This is a genomic window from Kitasatospora sp. NPDC086009 (assembly GCF_044540385.1).
Lineage (GTDB): Bacteria > Actinomycetota > Actinomycetes > Streptomycetales > Streptomycetaceae > Kitasatospora.
In genome coordinates, this window is record NZ_JBITSA010000022.1 from 15,136 (window position 1) to 39,653 (window position 24,518).

The window sequence follows — 24,518 nt, forward strand, 5'->3', positions numbered from 1 at the left end:
GGACGGACGGGCGGACGGGGTCTACAGCCAGTCGTGCCGCTTGAACACCCGGTGCAGCACCAGGCAGACCAGCACCATCAGCGCCACCGCCGCCGGGTACCCCCAGACCTGGTGGAGTTCGGGCATGTGGTCGAAGTTCATCCCGTACACGCCCGCGATCATGGTCGGCACGGCGGCCAGCGCGGCCCACGCCGAGATCTTCCGCATGTCGTTGTTCTGCTGCACGCTGACCTGCGCGAGGTTGGCGCTCAGGATGTCGGAGAGCAGCCGGTCCATGCCCTCGACCTGGTCGTTGGCCTTGGCGAGGTGGTCGGCGACGTCCCGCAGGTACGGCAGCGCCTCGGGGCGGACGAACGGCACGCCGCCGCGCTCCAGCCGCAGCATCGGGTCCAGCAGCGGGCCGGTGGCCCGGCGGACGGTCACCAGCTGGCGCTTGTAGCCGTAGATCCGGCCGGCGGTGTCACGGCCGACCCTGTTGGGGGCGAACACGTCGGCCTCCAGCTCGTCCAGGTCGGCCTGGAGCCCGACGGCGACGTCGACGTACCCGTCCACCACGGTGTCGCAGACCGAGTGCAGGACGGCGCTCGGCCCGTACCTCAGCACCTCCGGCCGGGCCTCCAGCTCCGCCCGGAGCTCGCCGAGCGGGCTGTCGGCGCCGTGCCGGACCGTCATCACGAAGTCCTCGCCGACGAACATCATCACCTCGCCGCTGGTCACCGCGTGCCCGCCCGGGTGGTAGCCCAGCGTCTTGAGCGAGACGAACAGCGAGCCCTGGTAGGCCTCCACCTTCGGGCGCTGACGGGCGCTGACGGCGTCCTCCACGGCCAGCGGGTGCAGCGAGAACTCCTCGCTGACCCGGTCGAGTTCCTCGACGCTGGGTTCGAAGAGGCCTATCCAGACGAAACTGCCCTTGCCGGCCGCCCGCGCGGCGGCGAGGGCGCCGGTGTGGTCCTCGGGCGCCTCGATCCGGCGGCCGTCGCGGTAGATGGCACAGTGGACGATCATCGGGCCATTGTGGCCCCTCGGCGGGAGCGGTGGCGGCACAACGCCTCGCTCTGCACGGGCGCTCCACACGACCCGGCCCCCTCCGCCGCGCCACCGGTCCGCCGCTCGCCCGCCACCCGCCGCCGCGACCCCCACCCCTCGCCCGCGACCCGGCCGGGAGGCCGTACGCTGGGCTCCATGCCCACGCTGCTGCTCGTCCGTCACGGCCGGTCCACCGCGAACACCGCCGGAATCCTGGCCGGTTGGACACCCGGCGTGGATCTCGACGACACCGGGCGCGAGCAGGCCGCCGCGCTGGCCGGCCGGCTCGCCGCGATCCCGGTGGCGCAGGTCGTCAGCAGCCCGCTGGAGCGCTGCCGGCAGACCGTGGAGCCGCTGCTCGCGGTCCGCCCCGAGCTCGGGGCGGCGGCCGAGGACGAGCGCCTCGGCGAGTGCCACTACGGCGACTGGACCGGCCGCCCGCTGTCCGAGCTGGCCAAGGAGCCGCTCTGGCGCACCGTCCAGGACCACGCGGCCGCCGCCGCCTTCCCCGGGGGCGAGTCGCTGCGCGAGCTGAGCCACCGCACGGTCGACGCGGTCCGCGAGTGGAACGCCAAGGTCGCCGCCGAGCACGGCGAGGACGCGGTCTGGGTCGCGTGCTCGCACGGTGACGTGATCAAGGCGGTGGTGGCCGACGCGCTCGGCCTGCACCTCGACCACTTCCAGCGGATCTCCGTCGAGCCCTGCTCGGTCACCGCGATCCGCTACACCCCGCAGCGCCCCTTCGTGCTGAGAATGGGCGACACCGGCGACCTCTCCTCGCTCGCGCCGAAGCCGGGCGCCGGCGGCCACGGCGACCGGGGCGGCGACGCGACCCCGGCCGGGGACGCGGTGGTCGGCGGCACCGCCTGACCGACCCGCCCCGGCGCCGGCACCCGCGCCGGCACCCGCGCCGGCCGCCGTCGCCGCGGACCGGCCCTGACCGGCGCGGACCCCGGCGGACCCGCCCCGGGTCACCGGCTCGGCTCCCCGGGCCGGGCCCGGAGGTCGTAGGGTGACTAGCGAGCCTGCCGGGACCGGCCCACCGGTGTCCGGGCGGGCGGTGGCGCCCGGACGGTCCGGCTGTCCGAGCGCCCCGCACCACAGGCAGACGACACACACCCGTCAGACGTACGACTACGCGACACCCACGCAACACCCGACATACGACGATCGAAACGATCCGGAGCGAGAGCGTGCCCCGTCAGGTCTTCTTCTACGACCAGCCCGAACGGTTCGTCGCCGGCACCGTCGGCCAGCCCGGCGCCCGGGCCTTCTACCTGCAGGCCAGCGCCCGGGGGCGGATCACCAGCGTGCTGCTGGAGAAGACCCAGGTCGCCGCGCTCGCCGAGCGGATCGAGGAGGTCCTCGACGAGGCCCTGCGGCGCAGCGGCGGCGACTCCGCGATCCCCGCCGCCGCCCCGGTGGACCTGCTCGACACCGCCCCGCTGGACCTGCCGCTGGAGCAGGAGTTCCGGGTCGGCACGATGGCCCTGGCCTGGGACAGCATCGACAGCTGCCTGGTGGTCGAGGCACAGGCGGTGATCGAGGAGGACGAGGGCGAGGACGCCGCCGAGGCGGTCTTCGAGGACGACGAGAACGGCCCGGACATGCTGCGGGTGCGGCTCTCCGGCGCGATGGCCCGGGTGTTCGCCAAGCGCGCGCTGGACCTCGTCTCGGCCGGTCGCAAGCCCTGCCCGTTCTGCAACCTGCCGCTCGACCCGGAGGGCCACCTGTGCCCGCGCGCGAACGGGTACCGGCGCTGAACACCGAGACCCCACCGCAGGCGGACCCGGTGGCCGGCGCCGCCCTGGCCGCCGACGTGCCGACCGCGCTGCGCCTGCTGCGCGAGGGCGGCCTGACCGTCCACGGCCGGCTGACCGACGCCTCCAACGCCGCGCTCTACTGCAGCGTCACGCTGGACGGCCCGCAGGGGCTGACCGCCCAGGCCGTCTACAAGCCGGTGGCCGGCGAGCGCCCGCTCTGGGACTTCCCGGACGGCACGCTGGCCGGCCGCGAGGTCGCCGCGTACGAGCTCGCCGCCGCCACCGGCTGGGCGCCGATCCCGCCCACCGTGCTGCGCGACGGTCCGCACGGGCCCGGCATGGTGCAGCTCTGGGTGGAGCCCGACCCGGAGGCGGACCCGCTGCTCGCCCTCCAGGACCCGCGCGGACCGGAGGACGGCTGGCTGCCGATCGTGCGCGCCGACGTCGGTGACGGGCGCACCGCGCTGCTGGTCCACCCGGACGACGAGCGGCTGCGCCGGCTCGCCGTGCTGGACGCGGTGCTCAACAACGCCGACCGCAAGGGCGGCCACCTGATCGCCGCCGCCGACGGCCGGATCTACGGCATCGACCACGGCGTCACCTTCAACACCGAGGGCAAGCTGCGCACGCTGCTCTGGGGCTGGGCCGGTCAGCCGCTGCCGCAGGACGCCCTGGCGGTGCTGGGCGGCCTCGCCGAGCAGCTGGACGGCGCGCTCGGCGAGCGGCTCGCCCCGCATCTGACCGCAGCCGAACTGGGTGCCACCCGCGCCCGGGTGGCCGAGCTGCTCGGCACCGGCCGCCACCCGCTGCCCTCGCAGGACTGGCCGTCCATCCCCTGGCCGCCGATCTGACCCGCACCGCCCCGCGCGGGGCCGGACCGGCGCCCGCCCGGGGCGCCGACCTGCCGACCCTGTAGCAATGGTCTGGACCGGTGCGGCGGTTCGGCCGCAGACTGCTCCGATGGACGAGCGACGGACCACCCCCCACCTGGACCTGCCGCTGCATCGCTTACAGGTCCCGCTGCCGCACCTGCTCCCGTTCGCGATCGGCAGCTTCGACGCCATCGGCCCGCTCTCCCGGGCCGCCTTCCCCCACCGGCACTCCTTCTACGAGATCGTCTACGTCACCGGCGGCCGCGGCGCCCACGTCCTGGACCTGGTCCACCGGACGCTGCAGCCGCCGCAGTTGTGCGTGATCGTGCCCGGACAGGTGCACTACTGGGCCGACGCCGACGATCTGACCGGGCAGGTGGTGCTCTTCAACGAGGACTTCCTGCTCTCCCGCCCCGACGACCTCGCCGCGCTCCGCGGCCTCTCCTCCCGGCCGGCCCTGTCCCTGGGCGAACACGCCGGGCCGATCGCCGCCTTGCTGGCCGACATGGAGCAGGAGTACCGGGCGCTGCCGTCCGGCTACCTGGGCGTGCTGCGGGCCAGCCTGCACATCCTGATCGTCCGGGCGCTGCGTGCCTGCGCCCCCGGCCCGGGTCCGGCGGTGCCCGGGCGGGGGAGCGAACTGGCCACCGCCTTCACCCGGTTGATCGCCGACCCGGGCGGGCTGCACCGCTCGGTGGCCTCCTGCGCCCAGGAGCTGGGCCTGTCGCCCGGCCATCTGCAGACGCTGGTGAAGCAGGCCACCGGGTGCACACCCGGCCGGCTGATCCGCCAGCAGCAGACGCTGGAGGCGAAACGGCTGCTGGCCTCCACTGACCTGACGATCCGTCAGGTCGCCCGGGAGGCCGGGTTCGCCGATCCGGCGTACTTCTGCCGCTTCTTCCGGCGGGAGACCGGGATGACGCCGGGGGAGTTCCGGGCCGGAGTCGGAGGAAATCACCACGATCCCCGGATCACGTCCATCGCGGCCGTCCCGGGCGCCCCGTAGGTTGGCTGCTGGCCGCCGGTGACCGGCCCGTACGGAACGGGTGGGCCGCCGGCCCGGTCCTTGTCATGCCCCCACCATGACAAGGGCCGCCCCCACTTCCCCCCACACCCCCCACTGAAGGAGTCGGCGCATGCCAGCGTCCCAAGAGCCCACCGGGCCGGAGGGCCTGATCGACCGCCGGATCAGCCGCAAGACCGTCCTCAAGGCGGCCGCCGTCCTCAGTGCCACCCCGCTGCTGATCGGCGGCGGTGTCGCACTGGCCCGCGACCGGGTCGGCACCGGCGAGGCACCCGGCCTCACCCCCGCCTGCCACGACGGCGACGAGCCGACGATCGAGCAGACCGAGGGCCCCTACTTCAAGCCGAACTCCCCGCTGCGGACGTCGCTGATCACCGACAGCACCCCCGGCACCCGGCTCACCGTGAGCGGCTACGTCTTCGGCCGGGCCTGCCTCCCGATCGCGAACGTCCTGCTCGACTTCTGGCAGGCCGACGTCAACGGCGCCTACGACAACACCGGCTTCGCCTTCCGCGGCCACCAGTTCACCAACGCCCAGGGCGCGTTCACCCTCACCACCATCGTGCCGGGCCTGTACCCGGGCCGCACCCGGCACATCCACGTCAAGCTCCAGGCGCCCGGCCGCCCGGTGCTCACCACTCAGCTCTACTTCCCCGGCGAGCCGCGCAACAGCACCGACACCATCTACGACGCGCGGCTGCTGATGAACGTCCGCCAGGTCGGCTCGGCGAAGGAGGGCACCTACGACTTCGTCCTGAACGTGCCGCAGACCCCCACCACGCCGCCGACCAGTCCGAACCCCACCACGCCCACCACCGCACCCCCGACCTCCCCGCCCGGCGGCTCCTGGACCGCCGGGACCCTCTACAACGCGGGCGACCGCGTCACCTACGCCGGCGCCTCCTACCGTTGCCTCCAGGGGCACACCGCCATCACCGGCTGGGAGCCGCCGAACGTGCCGGCCCTCTGGCAGCGGTCGTAGCGGCTCCGACCGCGTCCCCCAGGGGCCGGGCGCCCGGTCGGCGGCAGGGCCGACCGGGCGCTCATCCGCGCGCCCGGAAACCGCCCCCGTACCGGGCGGACCACGTCGGGAGCCGGTCCCTATCAGTCCGGAACCGCTCAGGCAACGTCGGAAACCGAATCCAGTCGATCTTGTGTACTGGTTAGGCTTTCAAATGTTCGCGCGGTTAAAGTGATTCCCATGCATGCCTGGCCCGCCTCCGAGGTTCCCGCCCTGCCTGGTCAGGGGCTCCCCCTTCGTATTCACGACACCGCCGCGGGCGGTATCCGCGAGGTCGTCCCGCAGGACGGCACCGCCCGGATCTACGTCTGCGGCATCACCCCCTACGACGCGACCCACATGGGCCACGCCGCCACGTACAACGCGTTCGACCTGGTGCAGCGCGTCTGGAAGGACGCCGGTCACGACGTCCTGTACGTCCAGAACGTCACCGACGTCGACGACCCGCTGCTGGCGCGGGCGATCGAGACCGGCCAGGACTGGGTGGCCCTCGCCGAGCGTGAGACCGCGCTCTTCCGCGAGGACATGACCGCCCTGCGGCTGCTCCCGCCGGCCCACTACATCGGCGCCGTCGAGTCGATCCCGTGGATCGTCCCGCTGGTCCAGAAGCTGCTGGCGAGCGGCGCCGCCTACAAGGTGGACGAGGACATCTACTTCTCGGTCGAGTCGGAGCCGCACTTCGGCGAGGTCTCCGGCCTGACCCGGGAGGCCATGCGCCCGCTCTTCGCCGAGCGCGGCGGCGACCCGGACCGCCCCGGCAAGCGCCACCCGCTGGACGCCCTGCTCTGGCTCGCGGCCCGCCCGGGCGAGCCCGCCTGGGACACCGAGCTCGGCCACGGCCGCCCCGGCTGGCACATCGAGTGCGTCGCGATCGCCCTGCGGTTCCTGGGCATGTCCTTCGACATCCAGGGCGGCGGCAGCGACCTCTCCTTCCCGCACCACGAGATGGGCGCCGCGCACGCCCAGGTCGCCACCGGCGGCCACCCGTACGCCCGGGCCTACGTGCACGCGGGCATGGTGGGGCTGGACGGGCACAAGATGTCCAAGTCCCGCGGCAACCTGGTCTTCGTCTCGGCGCTGCGCCGCGAGGGCGTCGACCCGGCGGCGATCCGCCTCGCGCTGCTCTCGCACCACTACCGCGAGGACTGGGAGTGGACCAAGGCCACCCTGGACGAGGCCGTCGAGCGCCTCGCCCGCTGGCGTGCCGCGGTCTCCCGCCCGGACGGCCCGCCGGCCGAGGCGCTGCTGGCCGAGGTCCGGGAGGCGCTCGCGCGCGACCTGGACGCGCCCGCGGCGCTCGCCGCGGTGGACCGCTGGGCGGCCGGCCAGGAGGCCGACGGCGGCACCGACATCGGTGCGCCCGGCCTGGTCTCCCGCACGGTGGACGCGCTGCTCGGCATCGCACTGTAGGACGGCGAACGCCGGAGGGCGCCGGGACCAGCTGGTCCCGGCGCCCTCCGGCGTTCCCGCTGCCGCGGGGTCAGTCCTCCTCGTTGCCGTCCTGGCTCTCCCGCGCGGCCGGCGGCTCGGGCTCGCTCGGCCGCTCCGCCGTGGCGTGCCCGGCGACCGGCTTCTCACCGGCCGGGCCGACGTTCTCCCGCCGCCGCAGGTAACGCTCGAACTCCCGGGCGATCGCGTCGCCCGAGGCCTCCGGCAGCTCGGCGGTGTCCTGCGCCTCCTCCAGCTGCTGGACGTACTCGGCCACCTCGGTGTCCTCGGCGGCCAGCTGGTCCACGCCGAGCTGCCAGGCCCGGGAGTCCTCACCGAGCTCGCCCGGCGGGATCCGCAGGTCCAGCAAGTCCTCCAGCTTGTTGATCAGCGCCAGCGTGGCCTTCGGGTTCGGCGGCTGCGCGACGTAGTGCGGCACCGCCGCCCAGAGCGTCACGGCGGGCACCCCGGCGTGCGTGCAGGCCTCCTGGAGCACCCCGACGATCCCGGTCGGGCCCTCGTAGCGGCTCTCCTCCAGGTCCAGCCGCTGGGCCAGCTCCGGGTCGGAGGTGACCCCGCTGACCGGGACGGGACGGCTGTGCGGGGTGTCCCCGAGCAGCGCGCCCAGGATCACCACCAGCTCGATGCCCAGCTCGTGCGCGAAGCCGAGCAGCTCGTTGCAGAACGAGCGCCAGCGCATGCTGGGCTCGATGCCGCGCACCAGGACGATGTCCCGGGTCGCGGGCTCCGTCACCCGGACCACCGAGAGCCGGGTCGTCGGCCAGGTGATCCGGCGGATGCCGCCGTCCAGCCAGACCGTGGGGCGGTTGACCTGGAAGTCGTAGTAGTCCTCGGCGTCCAGGGCGGCGAACACCTTGCCGCCCCAGGTGTCGTCCAGATGCGCCAGGGCCGCGGAGGCCGCGTCCCCGGCGTCGTTCCAGCCCTCGAAGGCGCAGACCATGACCGGGTCGATCAACTCGGGAACATCTTCCAGCTCGATCACCCAGCGTCTCCCTCCGGTCGGCGGTCGGACGTGCCCGCCCCGGCCGGCCTGCCGAGGCGCCGGCGGTCCGGCTGCCGACTGTCGAACCTCTCGTCACCCATGGAACGCCTCGCTCCATGGTTCCCTACCTGCCCAGCCTACGGGCTTTGATGCGCCTCCCGGCGGGGCACCGGGACAGTCTGGGGGAGCGGGGCGCCGGGATCCAGCGGTTATCGCCGCGCCGGGCCCTGGGCGCCCCGGAAAGGACCGCGGGGCGGCCGCCGGGCGCCGGGGGGTCAGCGCGGTCCGGTCGCGGCGGTGACGGCCGGCAGGTAGCCGAGGGACTGCCCCTCGGGCATGGGGTGGAAGGACTCCCAGAGCCGGGGGAGCACGATGCCGGTGATCCACTCCCGCCCCGCGCCCGCACAGACCCCGGCGGCGTAGGAGTCGCCCAGCGCGGCGTAGCGGGGCGGGGCGTCGGCGGGCGCGGCGGCGGCCGGCGCGGCGCAGAGCAGGAGCGGGACGGCGGCCAGGGCGGCGCGGAGCGGGTGGCGCTGCACGGCGGTTCTCGGGGGTCCGGTGGCCGGGCGCGGTCCGCCTCGGCCCATCGGGCACGGATCGTATCGGAGCGGGGACGCAGAGTCATGGCGCGCCCGCGCGGCGGGGCGGCGCGATGATGGGGGAAGGGGCCGGACAGGGCGTGAGGAGCCGGGCGGATGGACGGACGGTGGTGGATCGGCATCGGCGTGGTGGCGGCCGCCGGGGCCGGCGCGGTGGTGCTGGCGGCCCTGGCGGCGGGCCGGCGCCTGCCGGTGGAGCACGTGACCGAGGGCGGCCTGGAGCTCGACCAGCCGCCGGGTGCGGTGTGGGACGTCGTGACCGACGTCGACCTCTATCCGGCGTGGCGCCCGGGCCTGTCCCACGTCGAGCGGCTGCCGGAGGGCGCGGGCGGCCGGCCGCGCTGGCGCGAGTACGGCCCGCACGGCCACGCCACCTACGAGGTGCTGGAGAGCGAGGCCCCGCACCGGCTGGTGACCGGCGTGGCCGACCCGGACCTGCCCTACGGCGGCACCTGGACGCTCGTGCTGACGCCGGCCGGGCAGGGCTGCAGCCTGACGGTCACCGAGCGCGGCGAGGTCCACCGGCCGCTCCACCGCGCCGTCTCGCACTACGTGCTGGGCGAGGACGCCACCGTCCGGCGCTACCTGGGCGCCCTCGCGCACCGGATGGCGTGACGGCGGCGCCTCAGCGGACCCAGCCGCGCCGGTAGTCGGCCCAGTTCTGCTCGGTGGCGGCGAAGTCCACGTACAGCCCGACGCCGAAGTTCTCCCGCCGCAGGTCGTACCGGCCGAGGCCGAGCCGGATGCCCCGGATGCCGGCGTCCACCGTCTCGGCGTGCCCCCAGTGGCCCCACTTGTCCTCCCAGTAGAACGGCAGGCCCATCAGGAGGTCCACGTCCTCGGGGGTGGCCTCCAGGGCCAGCTCGGTCTGGTAGGCGTTGTAGCCCCCGTAGAGCGACGCGGTCGGCATGCTGGAGTCGTAGGTCATCACCGCGATCTGGTCGACCCGGCGGGCGGTCTCGGCGAAGTACGCCTGGTCCCACCACTTGCCGTGGTCGGTGAGCGCGATGGCGATGTCGTGCTGGAAGGGCAGCGGGTCGATCTGCGGCGCGGCCACCGAGAGCCGGGCGCCGCGGCCGGCGGTCACCGGGCGGACCTGGTCCAGCAGCGCGAGCCAGCCGGCCGAGCCGGGGCGGATCGGCTCCATGTCGAAGTGCACCCCGTCGAAGCCGAGGTCCAGCACCTGGCGGGCGGCGGCGGTGAGCCGGTCCCGGGTGGGCGCGTCCTCCAGGTCCAGGGCGTCCTTCTCGGGCTTGACCTCGTCGCCCAGCCAGCCCTGCACCCGGATGCCGGGCAGCGCGCGGTGCGCGGCCTCGGCGAACCACTGGGCCCGGGGGTGGACGGCGGGCGGCAGCGAGCCGTCGTGCTCCAGCGGGCCGGTGTGGACGTAGAGGTCGCGCACGCCCGTCCCGGCGAGCCGCCGGGCGAGGTCGGCGACGTCGGCGTCACCCTTTCGGCCGTCCACCCAGGCATGGCCCAGCCAGACCGCGTCCTTGCCGCGGGTCCGGGCCTCGGGGGAGGGCTCACCGGCGTACTGGAGCCGCAGGGCGAGCGCCGCGGAGCCGATCGGCAGCAGGGCGACGGCGAGGACGACCAGCGTCACGGCAAGGGTTCTGCGCCAACGGGACCACCCCCGCCAGCGCGTCCGCAGCGCCCGTGGCGCCGTCCCCAGGGCCCGTCCGAGCCGTCGTACCCGTGCGCTTCGACCCGCCATGCAGTCGCTCCCCCGTCGCGGCGAGTGCTCAGGATACGAAATGGTCACCCGATCCATGCCACCGGCCGGATACCCTGGCGACGTGCGTGCCCGATTCAGCGGGCGTGCAAAGCCGACAGCCGTCGCACCCAGGGAGAAGCCCCATGGCCACTGCAGCCGACCCGTCCGTCACCCAGCAGAGCCGCGCGAACGCGCTGCGTGAGTCGCTCGCCACCAGGGTGGTGGTGGCCGACGGGGCGATGGGAACCATGCTCCAGGCCCAGGACCCGAGCCTGGAGGACTTCCAGAACCTGGAAGGCTGCAACGAGGTCCTCAACATCACCCGGCCCGACATCGTCCGCTCGGTCCACGACGCGTACTTCGCGGTCGGCGTGGACTGCGTGGAGACCAACACCTTCGGCGCCAACTTCTCGGCGCTCGGCGAGTACGACATCCCCGAGCGGATCTTCGAGCTGTCCGAGGCGGGCGCCCGGATCGCCCGGGAAGCCGCCGACTCCTTCACGGACGGCCGCACCCGCTGGGTGCTCGGCTCGATCGGCCCCGGCACCAAGCTGCCCACCCTCGGCCACGCCCCGTACGAGGTGCTGCGCGACGGCTTCCAGCTGAACGCGGCCGGCCTGATCGCCGGCGGCGCCGACGCGCTGCTGGTGGAGACCAGCCAGGACCTGCTGCAGACCAAGGCCGCGATCCTCGGCTCCAAGCGCGCGCTCGCCGAGGCGGGGCTGGACCTGCCGGTCCTGGTCCAGGTGACGGTCGAGACCACCGGGACCATGCTGCTCGGCTCGGAGATCGGCGCGGCGCTGGCCGCGCTGGAGCCGCTGGGCGTCGACTACATCGGCCTGAACTGCGCCACCGGCCCGGCCGAGATGAGCGAGCACCTGCGCTACCTGGCCAAGAACGCGAAGATCGGCCTCTCCTGCATGCCGAACGCGGGCCTGCCGGTGCTGGGCAAGGACGGCGCCCACTACCCGCTGTCCCCGGCCGAGCTGGCCGAGGCGCACGACGTCTTCACCCGGGAGTACGGCCTCTCGCTGGTCGGCGGCTGCTGCGGCACCACGCCCGAGCACCTGCGCCAGGTGGTCGAGCGCGTCCAGGGCCGCCCGGTGGTCGCCCGCACCCCGCGCCCGGAGCCCTCGGCCGCCTCGCTGTACCAGGCGGTGCCGTTCCGCCAGGACACCTCCTACCTGGCGATCGGCGAGCGCACCAACGCCAACGGCTCGAAGAAGTTCCGCGACTCGATGCTGGCCGGTGACTGGCAGGCCTGCGTGGAGATCGCCCGCGAGCAGATCCGGGACGGCTCCCACCTGCTGGACCTCTGCGTGGACTACGTCGGCCGCGACGGCGTCGCCGACATGAAGGAGGTGGCCGGCCGGCTGGCCACCGCCTCGACCCTGCCGATCGTGCTCGACTCCACCGAGCCGGAGGTCCTGCGGGCCGGTCTGGAGGCGCTCGGCGGCCGAGCGGTGCTCAACTCGGTCAACTACGAGGACGGCGACGGCCCGGACACCCGGTTCGGCCGGATCGCCTCGCTGGCCCGCGAGCACGGCGCCGGCCTGATCGCCCTCACCATCGACGAGGACGGCCAGGCCCGCACCGCCGAGACCAAGGTCGCCATCGCCGAGCGGCTGATCACCCAGCTCACCACCGAGTACGGCATCGACGAGGGCTCGATCCTGGTCGACTGCCTGGCCTTCACCCTGGGCACCGGCCAGGAGGAGTCCCGCCGGGACGGCATCGAGACCATCGAGGCGATCCGCGAGCTCAAGCGCCGCCACCCGGACGTGCAGACCACCCTGGGCCTGTCCAACATCTCCTTCGGGCTGAGCCCGGCGGCCCGGATGGTGATCAACTCGGTCTTCCTGAACGAGTGCGTCGAGGCGGGCCTGGACTCCGCGATCGTGCACGCCTCGAAGATCCTGCCGATGGCCCGGATCCCGGAGGACCAGCGCGACGTCGCCCTGGACCTGGTCTACGACCGCCGCAGCGAGGGCTACGACCCGCTGCAGAAGCTGCTCCAGCTGTTCGAGGGCGTCTCCTCGACCTCGATGAGGGCGTCCAAGGCGGAGGAGCTGGCGGCGCTGCCGCTGGAGGAGCGCCTGCAGCGCCGGATCATCGACGGCGAGCGCAACGGCCTGGAGGCCGACCTGGACGAGGCGCTGGCGCAGCGCCCGGCGCTGGAGATCGTCAACAGCACGCTGCTGGCCGGCATGAAGGTGGTCGGCGAGCTGTTCGGCTCCGGCCAGATGCAGCTGCCGTTCGTGCTCCAGTCCGCCGAGGTGATGAAGACCGCGGTGGCCCACCTGGAGCCGCACATGGAGAAGTCCGACGACGAGGGCAAGGGCACCATCGTGCTGGCCACCGTCAAGGGCGACGTCCACGACATCGGCAAGAACCTGGTCGACATCATCCTGTCCAACAACGGCTACACCGTGGTCAACCTGGGCATCAAGCAGCCGGTCTCGGCGATCCTGGACGCCGCCCAGGAGCACCGGGCGGACGTCATCGGGATGTCCGGCCTGCTGGTGAAGTCCACCGTGATCATGAAGGAGAACCTGCAGGAGCTGAACCAGCGCAAGCTGGCGGCCGACTACCCGGTGATCCTCGGCGGCGCCGCGCTCACCCGGGCCTACGTCGAGCAGGACCTGCACGAGATCTACGAGGGCGAGGTCCGCTACGCCCGGGACGCCTTCGAGGGCCTGCGGCTGATGGACGCGCTGATCGCGGTCAAGCGCGGCGTGCCCGGGGCGGCCCTGCCGGAACTCAAGCAGCGCCGGCACGCCCGGGTCGAGGTCGAGGAGCCGGAGGAGGTCAACCTCGGCCAGGTCCGCTCGGACGTCTCGGTCGACAACACCGTGCCGGAGCCGCCGTTCTGGGGCGACCGGATCGTCAAGGGCGTGCCGTTCGCCGACTACGCCTCCTGGCTGGACGAGGACGCGCTGTTCAAGGGCCAGTGGGGCCTGAAGGCCGCGCGCACCGGGGAGGGCCCCTCGTACGAGGAGCTGGTGGAGACCGAGGGCCGGCCGCGGCTGCGGATGTGGCTGGACCGGCTGCAGACCGAGGGCTGGCTGGAGCCGGCCGTGGTCTACGGCTACTACCCGGCCAACTCCAAGGGCGACGACCTGATCGTCCACAACGAGGACGGCACCGAGCGGACCCGCTTTACCTTCCCGCGCCAGCGGCGCGGGCGCCGGCTCTGCCTGGCGGACTTCTTCCGCCCGGAGGAGTCGGGTGAGCGGGACGTGCTGGGCCTCCAGGTCGTCACCATGGGCAACCGGATCTCCGAGGCGGCGAACGAGCTGTTCGCCAACAACTCCTACCGCGACTACCTGGAGCTGCACGGCCTCTCGGTGCAGCTGGCCGAGGCGCTGGCCGAGTTCTGGCACGCCCGGGTCCGCTTCGAGCTGGGCTTCTCCGGCGAGGACCCGCAGGACGTCAAGGACATGTTCGCGCTGAAGTACCGGGGCGCCCGGTTCTCGCTCGGCTACGGGGCCTGCCCGGAGCTGGAGGACCGCGCGAAGATCACCGAGCTGCTGCGGCCCGAGCGGATCGGCGTGGTGCTCTCGGAGGAGTTCCAGCTGCACCCCGAGCAGTCCACGGACGCGATCGTGATCCACCACCCGGAGGCCAAGTACTTCAACGCGCGGTAACCCCCGCGTCGCGCACCGTTCGTTCCTTTCGGCGGAGCGGGGCGTATCCTGGATCATCCTGAACGGGCCGGTCCGCTCACCAGCGGGCCGGCCTGTGCCATCCCCAGGGGCAGCGCCCCGGGGCACGGACGGAAGGACCCGCGCCATGACCACCATCTCCACCGCCACCCGGACCCTCGACCACGGCGACGGCCGGGGCCTCCAGGCGGTGCTGCTGGACATGGACGGGACGCTGGTCGACACCGAGAACCTCTGGTGGCAGGCCGAGGCCTCGCTCTTCGCCGAGCTGGGCTACACGCTCGACGAGAACGACCGCGCCCACGTGGTCGGCGGCCCGATGAGCCGGGTGATCGACTACCTGGTGGCCGCCACCGGCGTGGACCTCGCGCCGGCCGATCTGACCGTCCTGATCAACCAGCGCTTCGTGGACCTGCTGGGCGGCGGCGTGCCACTCATGCCGGGCGCCGAGCGACTGCTCAACACCCTTGCCGCGCACGGCGTTCCGACCGCCCTGGTGTCCGCCTCGCACCGGCACGTGATCGACATCGTGCTGCGGTCGCTGGGCGCCCACCACTTCGCCTTCACGGTCGCCGGGGACGAGGTGCCGCGCACCAAGCCGCACCCGGACCCGTACCTGGAGGCGGCGCGGCGACTGGGGGCGGAGCCGGGCCGCTGCGTGGTGGTGGAGGACGCGCCGACCGGTGTCCGCGCGGCGGAGGCGGCCGGCTGCCCGGTGATCGCGGTGCCGTCGGTGGCGCCGATCGAGCCGGCCCCCGGGCGGCTGGTGCTGCCCTCGCTGGAGGGCGTCGATCTTGAACTGCTCCGCTCGCTCGTCGCCTCGCGAGTGTGATTGTCGTCTCATTGCGGAGACCGCTTACCGCCCGGTACGTGGTCGGCCCCGTCCGCTCACGGCGAGACCCCAGGGAGAAAACGGGCATTGCCTGACAACTCGTCGAATGGTCGCGCCCACACCGTCCCCTCGTGTCCCAACTGTCACCTGTACGGGTATCGGTGGGGTCTGTTCGATATGGCACGCTACTCCAGTTCGTTCCCCACCCCCGAGCCCTGCCATCGCCGCTGACGGGCAACCCCGTCCTGCCCGCGGTCGCACGGCGCCCGGTCCGTGCACGACCTCCACGACCCCGGAGGATCAACCGAGCGCGGGCCGCCGGCCCCCGGCCGGACCGCACCCGAAGGACGCGACCCGTGAAGACTTCAGCTGAACGACTGGCAGTGCTCGGCTGCGCCGGCCTGGTGGCCGTCTCGGTGGCCGGCTGCGGCTCGGTCACCGACGCCGTCAAGGGGGACGGCGACAAGGCGATCACGATGGGGACCACCTCGGTCACCAACACGCTGGACCCGGCCGGCGCGTACGATGCCGGCTCCTGGCTGCTGCTGCGCAACACCTTCCAGTCGCTGCTGTCCTACCCGGCCGCCTCCAGCACCCCCGGCCCGGACGCCGCGCAGTCCTGCGAGTTCACCGCGGGCGACGTCACCCAGTACCACTGCACGCTCAAGGGCGGCCTGAAGTTCTCCAACGGCCACGCGCTGACCGCCGCCGACGTCGCCTTCTCCATCGACCGGACGAAGAAGATCGCCGACCAGAGCGGCCCGGCGGGCCTGCTGGAGTCGATCAAGTCGGTCGAGGCCAAGGGCGACACCGAGGTGGTCTTCCACCTCTCGGCGCCGGACGCGACGCTCCCCGCGAAGCTCGCGGGCCCGGCGGGCGCCATCGTCGACCAGGAGGTCTTCCCGGCCGACAAGCTGCTCGGCAACGACAAGCTGGTCGGCTCCGGCCCGTACAAGATCGACTCGATCGAGACCACGACCATCGAGGGCGGCGCCAAGGTCCCCGGCAAGGTCGCGCTGTCCCCGAACGACAAGTACACCGGTGACGCCAAGCTCCGGAACAAGAAGTTCACCCTCCGGTACTTCGACAAGCCTGCCGAGCTGAAGGCCGCGCTCGACAAGGGCGACATCGACCTCGCCGACAACAGCCTGGAGCCCAACACCGCGGCCCAGGTCCTGTCCGACCAGCAGGGCGGCAAGAGCGACCTGCAGGTCGTCGAGGGCGACAGCAACGACACCCGCTACCTGGTCTTCAACACCAAGGACGCGACCGGCGGCAACGTCGCCGTCCGGCAGGCCGCCGCCCAGCTGATCGACCGCAAGTCGCTCGCCCGCGACGTCTTCGCGCGCACCGTCCAGCCGCTGTACTCGATGGTCCCGGCCGGTGTCGCCGGCCACAACACCGCCTTCTTCGACAAGTACGGCGACCAGGACGTCACCAAGGCCAAGGCGATCCTCACCGCGGCCAAGGTCCCGATGCCGGTCAAGCTGAACCTCACCTGGTCGCGCTCGCGCGCCGAGGGCGCCGAGGCCGACGCGCTGAAGAAGCAGCTGGAGGCCGGCGGCGTCTTCCAGGTGACCGTCCAGCACGAGGCGGACTGGGACGTCTACAAGAAGGGCTGGGTCGAGGGCAAGTACCAGGCCTACACCATCGGTTGGTTCGCCGACTACCCGGACGCCGACAACTACGTCGCGCCGCTGATCGTCGAGGGCGGGGCCTACCACCACGGCTGGGACGACCCGCGGATCAGCCAGAAGCTGGTGCCCGAGAGCCTCAAGCAGGCCGACCGCGCCGCCGCCGCCGCCACCTACGCGCAGATCCAGGGCATCGTCGCCGACAACGCGCCGCTGATCCCGCTGTTCCAGAACAAGGCCTTCTTCGCCTCGCGTTCGAACATCACCGGCGTGGAGTCGACCGTGGACACCACCGGCTTCTTCCGCTTCTGGGAGATCGGCCGGCTCGGCAAGTGACCCGTTCCACCGGGTGACCCTCAGCACGGTGGCCCGTCCCTCCCCCAGGGTGCAAGGGGAGCGGACGGGCCACCGTCATGTCCGGACCGGTCCGGGCTCAGAGCGCGCCGGGGCGCACCAGCCCGCTCTCGTACGCGTAGACCGCGGCCTGGACCCGGTCCCGCAGCTGAAGCTTGGTCAGCACATGGCCGACGTGCGTCTTCACCGTGGTCTCGCTGACGAACAGCTCCGCCGCGATCTCCGCGTTCGACAGGCCGCGCGCCACCAGCTTCAGCACCTCCAGCTCACGCTCGGTCAGCGCGTTTAGCGCCTGCGGCGGCGCCTCCTCGCCCGAGGGCAGCTTGGTGGCGTACATGTCCAGCAGCCGCCGGGTGATGCTCGGCGCGAGCATCGCCGCGCCGTCCGCGACCACCCGGATCGCCTGCACCAGCTCCTCGGCCGGCACGTCCTTCAGCAGGAAGCCGCTGGCGCCCGCGCGCAGCGCCTCGACCACGTACTCGTCGAGGTCGAAGGTGGTCAGCACCAGGACCTTCGCCGGGCCGTCGCGGCCCGGGCCGGCGATCCGGCGGGTCGCCTCCACGCCGTCCATCCGGGGCATCCGGATGTCCATCAGCACCACGTCGGGCTGCAGTGCCCGGACCTGGTCCAGCGCCTGCTGACCGTCGCCGGCCTCGCCGACCACCACCAGGTCGGCCTCGGCCTCCAGGATCATCCGGAAACCGGTGCGAAGCAGCGGCTGGTCGTCGACCAGCAGCACTCGGATCGTCACCTAGGACTCCTTGCTCATCGGATCCCCCGTGGGATCGTCCTCGTCAGACGTTCGTGCCGTCGGCAGCGCCAGCGGCAGCGGGTACGGCGGGGGAGTGCCGCCGAACTCCGGGCAACTGGCCTGGTGGTCGCACCAGTCGCAGAGCCGGTTGCGGGTCGCGGGGAAGTCGCCGGTGGCCACCGCCTCGCCGATCCGCTCCCAGAGCGCCTGCAGCTTGCGCTCCACCGCGAGCAGGTCGGCCTCGTCCGGGTCGTAGCTGACCACGTCCCCGCCCCCGCCGAGGTAGACCAGCTGCAGCCGCTTGGGGATCACGCCCTTCCACCGCCACACCACCAGCGCGTAGAACTTCATCTGGAACATCGCCTTGCCCTCGAAGTCCCGCGAGGGCGCCCGGCCGGTCTTGTAGTCCACCAGCCGCACCTCACCGGTGGGCGCGACGTCGACCCGGTCGATGTAGCCGCGCAGCAGCAGCCCCGACTCCAGGGCCGTCTCCACGTAGAGCTCCCGCTCCACCGGATGCAGCCGGGTCGGGTCCTCCAGCCGGAACCAGCGCTCGACGAGCTTCTCGGCGTCCGCCAGCCAGCGGGTCAGCGCCGCGCCGTCCGGGTCCTCCGGGAACAGCGAGACCAGCTCCGGGCGCTCGCCCAGCAGCCGCTCCCACTGCGGCCGCAGCAGCCCCAGGGCCCGCTCCGGCGTCCGGTCGGCCGCCGGGCTGTCGAACAGCCGCTCCAGCACCGCGTGCACCAGGGTGCCCCGGGTCGCCGCCGCGCTCGGGGGCTCCGGCAGCTTGTCGATCACCCGGAGCCGGTACAGCAGCGGGCAGGTCAGGAAGTCCCCCGCGCGGGACGGGGACAGGCCGGTCGGCGGCGCCGGTGGACGCGCCGGGGCCACGACGGCGCTGCTGGTGTCGGTCTGCTGCATACCCCGACCCTATTGCCCTGAGCTGTCATCCCGCTGCCACGGTGCTGCCACACCGGCCTCCCAGTGGGTATGAACCCTGCGAGAGGGGCGCGCGACGGTACCCGGCCCTGATCACGTAGCGTGGGCGCACCGGCGCACGGCGCACGACAGTGAACCGACCGAAGGGATCACGGTGAGCGACAGCAGGGGGCGTCAGACCTCCGACCGGCCCCCGCAGGACGGCGACTCACGGCCCGGTCCCCGACCGCCCGAGGAGCCGGAGGGCCGCAACGGCATCCTGATGGGCCGGCCCTTCGGCGTACCCGTCTACGTCACCCCCTCCTGGTTCGTCATCGCCGCGCTGATCACCTGGGTCTTCGGCGGCCAGCTGGAGAACGTCCTGCCCGGGCTCGGCGCCAACCGCTACCTGGTCGCGTTCTTCTTCGCGGTGGCGTTCTACGGCTCCGTCCTGATCCACGAGCTCGCCCACACCGTGGTCGCGCTCCGCTACCGGCTCGGGGTCCGCCGCATCCGGCTGCAGTTCCTCGGCGGCGTCTCCGAGATCGAGAAGGAGGCCGAGAGCCCCTGGCGGGAGTTCTGGCTGGCCTTCGTCGGTCCGCTGCTCTCGCTGCTCCTCGGCGGCGTCTTCTACCTCGCCGTCCAGGCCGTCGAGCTCTCCAGCGTCCCCGGGGTGCTGCTCACCGGCCTGATGGTCTCCAACCTCGTCGTCGCCGCCTTCAACCTGCTGCCCGGCCTCCCGCTGGACGGCGGACGGATGCTGCGCGCCGTCGTCTGGGCCGTCACCGGCCGGCCGATGACCGGCACCGTCGCCGCCGCCTGGGCCGGCCGCGTGCTGGCCGTCGCCGTCCTGATCGGCCTGCCGCTGCTCGGCGCCGCCCGCGGCGCCGACCGGACCACCACCGACACCCTGATCGACGCCGTGCTGGCCGCCGTCCTGGCCGTGATCATCTGGAACGGCGCCGGCGCCGGCGTGCAGCAGGCCCGGCTCAAGGAGGTGCTGCCCGACCTGCGGCTGCGCGACCTCGTCCGCCGGGGCGTCGAGGTCAGCGCGGACACCCCGCTGGGCGAGGCGCTGCGCCGGGTCCGCGAGCAGCAGGCCGGCGCCGTCGTCGTGGTCGACGGCCGCGGCGACCCGATCGGCCTGGTCCGCGAGTCCCAGGTCCGCGAGGTCCCCGAGCACCGCCGCCCCTGGATCGCCGTCGGCGCACTGGCCCGCGACCTCGAACCGGGCCTGCGGCTGCCCGTCGAACTCGCCGGCGAGGACCTGCTGCGCGCCCTGCGGGCCCACCCGGCCACCGAGTACCTGGTGGTGGAGGCCGACGGCCGGGTCTACGGCGTCGCCACGCTCAGCGACATCGAGCGGCGGCTGACCGCCGCGATCGCCGGCCGGTGATCATCGTGGTCGGCCGGAGCGCCTGCTTCCCTTAGGATTGTCCGCATGTCCGAACCGACCGGTGCCACCCGCCGACGCGGGCCCTTCCAGGTCGGGGACCAGGTCCAGCTGACCGACCCGAAGGGCCGCCACTACACGTTCACGCTCCAGGCCGGGAACCAGTTCCACACCCACAAGGGTGCGTTCCCGCACGACGAGCTGATCGGCGCCCCCGAGGGCACGGTCGTGCGCACCACGGGGAACGTCCCGTACCTCGCGCTGCGCCCCCTGCTCCCCGACTACGTCCTGTCCATGCCGCGCGGCGCCGCCGTGATCTACCCGAAGGACGCCGGGCAGATCCTCGCCATGGCCGACATCTTCGCCGGCGCCCGCGTGGTCGAGGCCGGCGTCGGCTCCGGCGCGCTCTCCACCTACCTGCTGCGCGCCGTCGGCGACACCGGCATGCTGGCCTCCTACGAGCGCCGGCAGGACTTCGCCGACATCGCCCAGAGCAACGTCGAGCGCTACTTCGGCGGGCCCCACCCGGCGTGGAAGCTCACCGTCGGCGACCTCCAGGACAACCTGGTGGAGTCCGACGTCGACCGCGTCATCCTCGACATGCTGGCCCCCTGGGAGTGCCTGGACGTCGCCTCCAAGGCGCTCGTCCCCGGCGGCCTCATCTGCTGCTACGTGGCCACCACCACGCAGATGTCGAAGACCGTCGAGGCGCTGCGCGAGCACGGCACCTTCACCGAGCCGCAGGCCTGGGAGACCATGGTCCGCACCTGGCACCTGGAGGGCCTGGCCGTCCGCCCGGACCACCGGATGATCGGCCACACCGGCTTCCTGCTCACCTCCCGCCGCCTCGCCGACGGCGTCGAGCCGCCGCTGCGCCGCCGCCGCCCGGCCAAGGGCGCGTACGGCGAGGACTACGACAACGGCTCGGCCGAGCCGAGCCTGCAGGAGCGCGCCGCCGCCCGGGCCGCCGCCCGCACCGGCGACGTCGAGCAGCCCGAGCAGCTCGGCTGACGGTACGTCCACCAGGGGTGGTACAGCGGGTTTCGCGCCCGCGTACCACCCCTTCGTGCTACCCCCGCACCCGCGCCACCCCCCGTCCACGCCGGTGTGGGACGATGCTCGCTCACACCGACCCACTGGAGGGGACGCCTGGTGGAGACCGCGGTCACGGCGAGGGTTGAGCAGCAGACACCGCAGGCCCGCAGCGGGCCCGGACACGCCCGATCGGCCCCCTGGCACTGGGCCCTCGCGATCGGCGGCTGCGCCGCCGTGGTGGCCACCGTGCTCGCCGCGGATCCGGCCACCGGGACGCCGAAACCGGCCCGCCCCACCGTTAAGGCCCTCCCGGCCGCCGCCGCGCCCGATCCGGCCAAGGCCGAACTCCCGCTGGACTGCGGCCCGTTCCCGGTCAAGATATCCGTCAGTTTCGCCGCCGACCTCGGCGACGGCCGGCCCGGTACCGTCGCCGCCGCGCACTGCGCGGCCGAGAACGGCACCCCGCCGGACGCCGTCTACCTGCTCGGCACCGGCCCCGACGGCCGGCCCGTCGTGGTGGCCACCCTGCTCTCCGAGCGCGAGAACCTCACCGTCGGAAGGCTCGGCCTGCGCAGCGACGGCACCATCACCGGCCACGCGCAGGGGTACTCCGGCGACGACGTGCCGCGGTTCAGCCCGGACATCTCACTCGACCTCACCTGGACGCGCAAGGACGCCGGCTGGGACCGCTCCCAGACCACCGCTCCACTGGCGCAGGCCTGACTGCTATTCGCCCGCTCGCCTCGGAGGCGCTTCGGCCCGGCGCCGACGGTCGGCGCTCCAACGCCCCTCGTTCCTCGGGGCGTCCTCGCTTCTCCCTTTCGGCACCGGCGCGCCCCTTCGGCTCGGGGCGGGATCGCGGTCGCCTCGGGGCGGGTGGCCGCCGGGCTCAGGGGCCCGCCGGCTGGGGCTACTCGGCGTCCGGGCCGTAGACCTCGGCCCGGTCGGAGACCCGGCGCACGTGGATGCAGTCGCCCGGGCAGTCCTTCACCGAGTCCACCACGTCCTGAAGCAGCGTCAGCGGCACCGGCACGGTCTCGCCGGGCTGCTGGCGCAACTCGTCGTCCGAGCCCTTCACGTAGGCGAGGCCGTCGATGTCCAGCTCGAAGACCTCGGGCGCGTACTGCGCGCAGATGCCGTCGCCGGTGCACAGATCCTGGTCGATCCACACCTCCAGCGCTTCGCCGGCCGTCGCCTCTTCGGTCACCGACATGGTTCCCCTGCCGTTTCTGTCCCGGGTCGCCCCCAATTGGGAGGCAATCCCGCCATTCGTACAACGATCTGACCGCGACCCTCGGTCGCGATCGGATATCGACTCGTTCGACGATACATCTGGTCGGCTTTGGGTGGTGCGCGCTGGGTATCCCCTAAGCAGAGGGGAAGCACGCGAGGGCGAAGATCGGACACGCCCGTTCCATCTTTCTTGATCTAGGGGTTTACGGACCCCTGGTCCCAGGTAGGGTCTGGAAGCGTCCAGCTCCCCGGAGGAGGTGAGGACCGTGGCAGCCCACGATGACGACTACAACCGCAGCACCGGCCGGCCCGCTCGTGGTTCCGACGAGGCCGCTCAGGTCTCGTACCTTGAGCAGGAAATCGCCGTGCTGCGCCGCAAGCTCGCCGACTCGCCGCGCAATTCGAGAATCCTCGAAGAGCGGATCGTCGAGCTCCAGACCAACCTGGCCGGCGTGTCCGCCCAGAACGAACGGCTCGCCTCCACCCTGCGAGAGGCCCGCGACCAGATCGTGGCCCTCAAGGAGGAAGTGGACCGGCTGGCACAGCCCCCGGCCGGATTCGGCACCTTCCTCAGCCAGAACGAGGACGGCACCGCCGACATCTTCACCGGGGGGCGCAAGCTCCGCGTGAACGTCAGCCCCAACGTCGACCTCGACGAGCTGCGGCGCGGCCAGGAGGTGATGCTCAACGAGGCCCTCAACATCGTGGACGCGATGGCCTTCGAGCGCATCGGCGACATCGTCACCCTCAAGGAGGTCCTGGAGGACGGCGAACGCGCCCTGGTCATCGGCCACACCGACGAGGAGCGGGTGGTGCGCCTCGCCGAACCGCTGCGCGAGCTCACCATCCGGGCGGGGGACGCCCTGCTGCTCGAACCCCGCTCGGGCTACGTCTACGAGGTCGTGCCCAAGTCCGAGGTCGAGGAGCTCGTCCTCGAAGAGGTCCCCGACATCGACTACCGCCAGATCGGCGGCCTCAGCAACCAGATCGAGCAGATCCGCGACGCGGTCGAGCTGCCCTACCTGCACGCCGAGCTCTTCAAGGAGTACGAGCTGCGCCCGCCCAAGGGCGTCCTGCTCTACGGCCCGCCCGGCTGCGGCAAGACGCTGATCGCCAAGGCGGTGGCCAACTCGCTCGCCAAGAAGGTCGCCGAGGTCACCGGCCGGCCCCAGGGCAAGAGCTACTTCCTCAACATCAAGGGTCCCGAGCTCCTCAACAAGTACGTCGGCGAGACCGAGCGGCAGATCCGCCTGGTCTTCCAGCGGGCCCGGGAGAAGGCGAGCGAGGGCACCCCCGTCATCGTCTTCTTCGACGAGATGGAGTCGCTCTTCCGCACCCGCGGTTCGGGCGTCAGCTCGGACGTGGAGAACACCATCGTCCCCCAGCTCCTCGCCGAGATCGACGGCGTGGAGGGCCTGGAGAACGTCATCGTCATCGGCGCCTCGAACCGCGAGGACATGATCGACCCGGCGATCCTGCGGCCCGGCCGCCTGGACGTCAAGATCAAGATCGAGCGCCCGGACGCCGAGGCCGCGAAGGACATCTTCTCCAAGTACCTCAAGGGCTCGCTGCCGTTCCACCCGGACGACCTCAAGGAGCACGACGGCTCCGTCGAGGCCACCGTGGTGGCGATGATCCAGGCGGTCGTCGAGCGGATGTACACCGAGACCGAGGAGAACCGCTTCCTGGAGGTCACCTACGCCAACGGTGACAAGGAGGTCCTGTACTTCAAGGACTTCAACTCCGGCGCGATGATCCAGAACATCGTCGACCGTGCGAAGAAGATGGCCATCAAGGACTTCCTCGACCACGGCCAGCGCGGTCTGCGCGTCTCCCACCTGCTCGCCGCCTGCGTGGACGAGTTCAAGGAGAACGAGGACCTGCCCAACACCACCAACCCGGACGACTGGGCCCGGATCTCCGGCAAGAAGGGCGAGCGGATCGTCTTCATCCGCACGCTCGTCACCGGCAAGCAGGGCGCCGAGTCCGGCCGCTCCATCGACACCGTCGCCAACACCGGGCAGTACCTGTAACCGCACCACTCCGGGCCGCCGGCAGCGGACCCCGGACCAGCACGCACCCCGTCCGGCTGTGGCGCCTCGCGGCCCCGCAGCCGGACGGCGCGTCTCGGGGCCCGCCTGTCGGTGCCGCGTTCTAGGCTCGACCCACCGTTCGCGGGCACACGGCCCGCGTCGGTGTTGTTCAGCGGTACGTCAGCGTGTTCCGCCCGTGGGGGGCGGTACACCGGGCAAG

The 24,518-nt window shown here is 72.7% G+C and carries 21 protein-coding genes; 14 read left to right on the forward strand and 7 right to left on the reverse strand.

Going from position 1 to position 24,518, the window contains the following annotated elements; all coding sequences use genetic code 11:
* Nucleotides 1-21 precede the first annotated feature (21 nt).
* Nucleotides 22-1,005, reverse strand: coding sequence for a magnesium and cobalt transport protein CorA (locus ACIF6L_RS33605; protein ID WP_396489500.1), 984 nt, complete (start codon nt 1,003-1,005; stop codon nt 22-24).
* A gap of 177 nt (nt 1,006-1,182) precedes the next feature.
* Between ACIF6L_RS33605 and ACIF6L_RS33610 the strand changes: the two genes are divergently transcribed.
* The 6 genes from ACIF6L_RS33610 to mshC all read left to right on the forward strand — a co-directional run bounded on the left by ACIF6L_RS33610 (nt 1,183) and on the right by mshC (nt 7,116).
* Entirely contained in the window at nt 1,183-1,896 is a 714-nt protein-coding gene (locus tag ACIF6L_RS33610; protein WP_359811332.1) for a histidine phosphatase family protein, read from the forward strand.
* 323 nt (nt 1,897-2,219) lie between these two features.
* Complete coding sequence (locus ACIF6L_RS33615; RefSeq protein WP_329486951.1) at nt 2,220-2,789, forward strand: DUF3090 domain-containing protein; 570 nt, start codon at nt 2,220-2,222, stop codon at nt 2,787-2,789.
* Nucleotides 2,759-3,640, forward strand: coding sequence for an SCO1664 family protein (locus tag ACIF6L_RS33620; RefSeq protein ID WP_396489502.1), 882 nt, complete (start codon nt 2,759-2,761; stop codon nt 3,638-3,640). The genes ACIF6L_RS33615 and ACIF6L_RS33620 overlap by 31 nt, the downstream gene beginning before the upstream one ends.
* Before the next feature lie 109 nt (nt 3,641-3,749).
* Nucleotides 3,750-4,667: a helix-turn-helix domain-containing protein gene (locus tag ACIF6L_RS33625; RefSeq protein ID WP_396489504.1), complete on the forward strand. Its 918-nt coding sequence runs from the start codon at nt 3,750-3,752 to the stop codon at nt 4,665-4,667.
* Between the two features lie 130 nt (nt 4,668-4,797).
* Nucleotides 4,798-5,667 carry a carbohydrate-binding protein gene (locus tag ACIF6L_RS33630; RefSeq protein WP_329486949.1) on the forward strand — a complete coding sequence of 290 codons (870 nt, stop codon included), beginning with the start codon at nt 4,798-4,800 and terminating at the stop codon, nt 5,665-5,667.
* A 219-nt stretch (nt 5,668-5,886) separates the two neighbouring features.
* Nucleotides 5,887-7,116 carry a cysteine--1-D-myo-inosityl 2-amino-2-deoxy-alpha-D-glucopyranoside ligase gene (mshC, locus tag ACIF6L_RS33635; protein ID WP_396489507.1) on the forward strand — a complete coding sequence of 410 codons (1,230 nt, stop codon included), beginning with the start codon at nt 5,887-5,889 and terminating at the stop codon, nt 7,114-7,116.
* 70 nt (nt 7,117-7,186) lie between these two features.
* Here the strand turns inward: mshC and ACIF6L_RS33640 are convergent, their stop codons facing one another.
* Entirely contained in the window at nt 7,187-8,137 is a 951-nt protein-coding gene (locus tag ACIF6L_RS33640) for a PAC2 family protein (RefSeq protein ID WP_329486947.1), read from the reverse strand.
* Nucleotides 8,138-8,412: 275 nt separating this feature from the next.
* Nucleotides 8,413-8,676, reverse strand: a complete 264-nt coding sequence (locus tag ACIF6L_RS33645; protein ID WP_396489509.1) for a hypothetical protein — start codon at nt 8,674-8,676, stop codon at nt 8,413-8,415.
* Nucleotides 8,677-8,832: 156 nt separating this feature from the next.
* On the opposite strand from ACIF6L_RS33645, the gene ACIF6L_RS33650 reads away from it, so the two are divergent.
* A complete protein-coding gene (locus ACIF6L_RS33650; protein WP_329486945.1) occupies nt 8,833-9,351 on the forward strand; it encodes an SRPBCC family protein in 519 nt (172 codons plus the stop codon).
* Between the two features lie 10 nt (nt 9,352-9,361).
* Here the strand turns inward: ACIF6L_RS33650 and ACIF6L_RS33655 are convergent, their stop codons facing one another.
* The gene (locus ACIF6L_RS33655) at nt 9,362-10,339 is read right to left on the reverse strand and encodes a hypothetical protein (RefSeq protein ID WP_396489511.1); all 978 of its coding nucleotides are present in this window, start codon (nt 10,337-10,339) and stop codon (nt 9,362-9,364) included.
* 254 nt (nt 10,340-10,593) lie between these two features.
* Here ACIF6L_RS33655 and metH point away from each other — a divergent pair, with 254 nt between their 5' ends.
* From metH to ACIF6L_RS33670, 3 genes are all read left to right on the forward strand, one after another.
* Nucleotides 10,594-14,097, forward strand: a complete 3,504-nt coding sequence (gene metH / locus ACIF6L_RS33660; protein WP_329486943.1) for a methionine synthase — start codon at nt 10,594-10,596, stop codon at nt 14,095-14,097.
* Between the two features lie 145 nt (nt 14,098-14,242).
* Complete coding sequence (locus ACIF6L_RS33665) at nt 14,243-14,947, forward strand: HAD family phosphatase (protein WP_359807191.1); 705 nt, start codon at nt 14,243-14,245, stop codon at nt 14,945-14,947.
* A 356-nt stretch (nt 14,948-15,303) separates the two neighbouring features.
* Nucleotides 15,304-16,917, forward strand: coding sequence for an ABC transporter substrate-binding protein (locus ACIF6L_RS33670; protein ID WP_396489513.1), 1,614 nt, complete (start codon nt 15,304-15,306; stop codon nt 16,915-16,917).
* Between the two features lie 97 nt (nt 16,918-17,014).
* Here the strand turns inward: ACIF6L_RS33670 and ACIF6L_RS33675 are convergent, their stop codons facing one another.
* Complete coding sequence (locus ACIF6L_RS33675; RefSeq protein WP_329486940.1) at nt 17,015-17,686, reverse strand: response regulator transcription factor; 672 nt, start codon at nt 17,684-17,686, stop codon at nt 17,015-17,017.
* On the reverse strand, nt 17,687-18,607 hold the full coding sequence (locus ACIF6L_RS33680) for a RecB family exonuclease (RefSeq protein WP_352290948.1): 921 nt from the start codon (nt 18,605-18,607) through the stop codon (nt 17,687-17,689).
* Nucleotides 18,608-18,779: 172 nt separating this feature from the next.
* Here ACIF6L_RS33680 and ACIF6L_RS33685 point away from each other — a divergent pair, with 172 nt between their 5' ends.
* The 3 genes from ACIF6L_RS33685 (at nt 18,780) to ACIF6L_RS33695 (ending at nt 21,755) form a co-directional block, all read left to right on the forward strand.
* A complete protein-coding gene (locus tag ACIF6L_RS33685; protein WP_352290949.1) occupies nt 18,780-20,000 on the forward strand; it encodes a site-2 protease family protein in 1,221 nt (406 codons plus the stop codon).
* Nucleotides 20,001-20,045: 45 nt separating this feature from the next.
* Entirely contained in the window at nt 20,046-21,008 is a 963-nt protein-coding gene (locus tag ACIF6L_RS33690; protein WP_352290950.1) for a tRNA (adenine-N1)-methyltransferase, read from the forward strand.
* 141 nt (nt 21,009-21,149) lie between these two features.
* Nucleotides 21,150-21,755 (forward strand): hypothetical protein, encoded by a 606-nt coding sequence (locus ACIF6L_RS33695; RefSeq protein ID WP_396489516.1) that lies wholly within the window; start codon nt 21,150-21,152, stop codon nt 21,753-21,755.
* Between the two features lie 187 nt (nt 21,756-21,942).
* On the opposite strand, the gene ACIF6L_RS33700 is transcribed toward ACIF6L_RS33695, so the two are convergent.
* Complete coding sequence (locus ACIF6L_RS33700; RefSeq protein ID WP_359807195.1) at nt 21,943-22,245, reverse strand: ferredoxin; 303 nt, start codon at nt 22,243-22,245, stop codon at nt 21,943-21,945.
* 286 nt (nt 22,246-22,531) lie between these two features.
* Between ACIF6L_RS33700 and arc the strand changes: the two genes are divergently transcribed.
* Complete coding sequence (gene arc, locus ACIF6L_RS33705) at nt 22,532-24,298, forward strand: proteasome ATPase (RefSeq protein WP_329486934.1); 1,767 nt, start codon at nt 22,532-22,534, stop codon at nt 24,296-24,298.
* Nucleotides 24,299-24,518: the final 220 nt, after the last annotated feature.

Excerpts from the sequence above, each read along its gene's own strand:
- ACIF6L_RS33690 (WP_352290950.1), top strand. The coding sequence starts at position 20,046 with ATGTCCGAACCGACCGGTGCCACCCGCCGACGCGGGCCCTTCCAGGTC.
- ACIF6L_RS33680 (WP_352290948.1), bottom strand. The coding sequence starts at position 18,607 with ATGCAGCAGACCGACACCAGCAGCGCCGTCGTGGCCCCGGCGCGTCCA.
- mshC (WP_396489507.1), top strand. The coding sequence starts at position 5,887 with ATGCATGCCTGGCCCGCCTCCGAGGTTCCCGCCCTGCCTGGTCAGGGG.
- ACIF6L_RS33625 (WP_396489504.1), top strand. The coding sequence starts at position 3,750 with ATGGACGAGCGACGGACCACCCCCCACCTGGACCTGCCGCTGCATCGC.
- ACIF6L_RS33610 (WP_359811332.1), top strand. The coding sequence starts at position 1,183 with ATGCCCACGCTGCTGCTCGTCCGTCACGGCCGGTCCACCGCGAACACC.
- metH (WP_329486943.1), top strand. The coding sequence starts at position 10,594 with ATGGCCACTGCAGCCGACCCGTCCGTCACCCAGCAGAGCCGCGCGAAC.
- ACIF6L_RS33605 (WP_396489500.1), bottom strand. The coding sequence starts at position 1,005 with ATGATCGTCCACTGTGCCATCTACCGCGACGGCCGCCGGATCGAGGCG.
- ACIF6L_RS33665 (WP_359807191.1), top strand. The coding sequence starts at position 14,243 with ATGACCACCATCTCCACCGCCACCCGGACCCTCGACCACGGCGACGGC.
- ACIF6L_RS33700 (WP_359807195.1), bottom strand. The coding sequence starts at position 22,245 with ATGTCGGTGACCGAAGAGGCGACGGCCGGCGAAGCGCTGGAGGTGTGG.
- ACIF6L_RS33630 (WP_329486949.1), top strand. The coding sequence starts at position 4,798 with ATGCCAGCGTCCCAAGAGCCCACCGGGCCGGAGGGCCTGATCGACCGC.
- ACIF6L_RS33650 (WP_329486945.1), top strand. The coding sequence starts at position 8,833 with ATGGACGGACGGTGGTGGATCGGCATCGGCGTGGTGGCGGCCGCCGGG.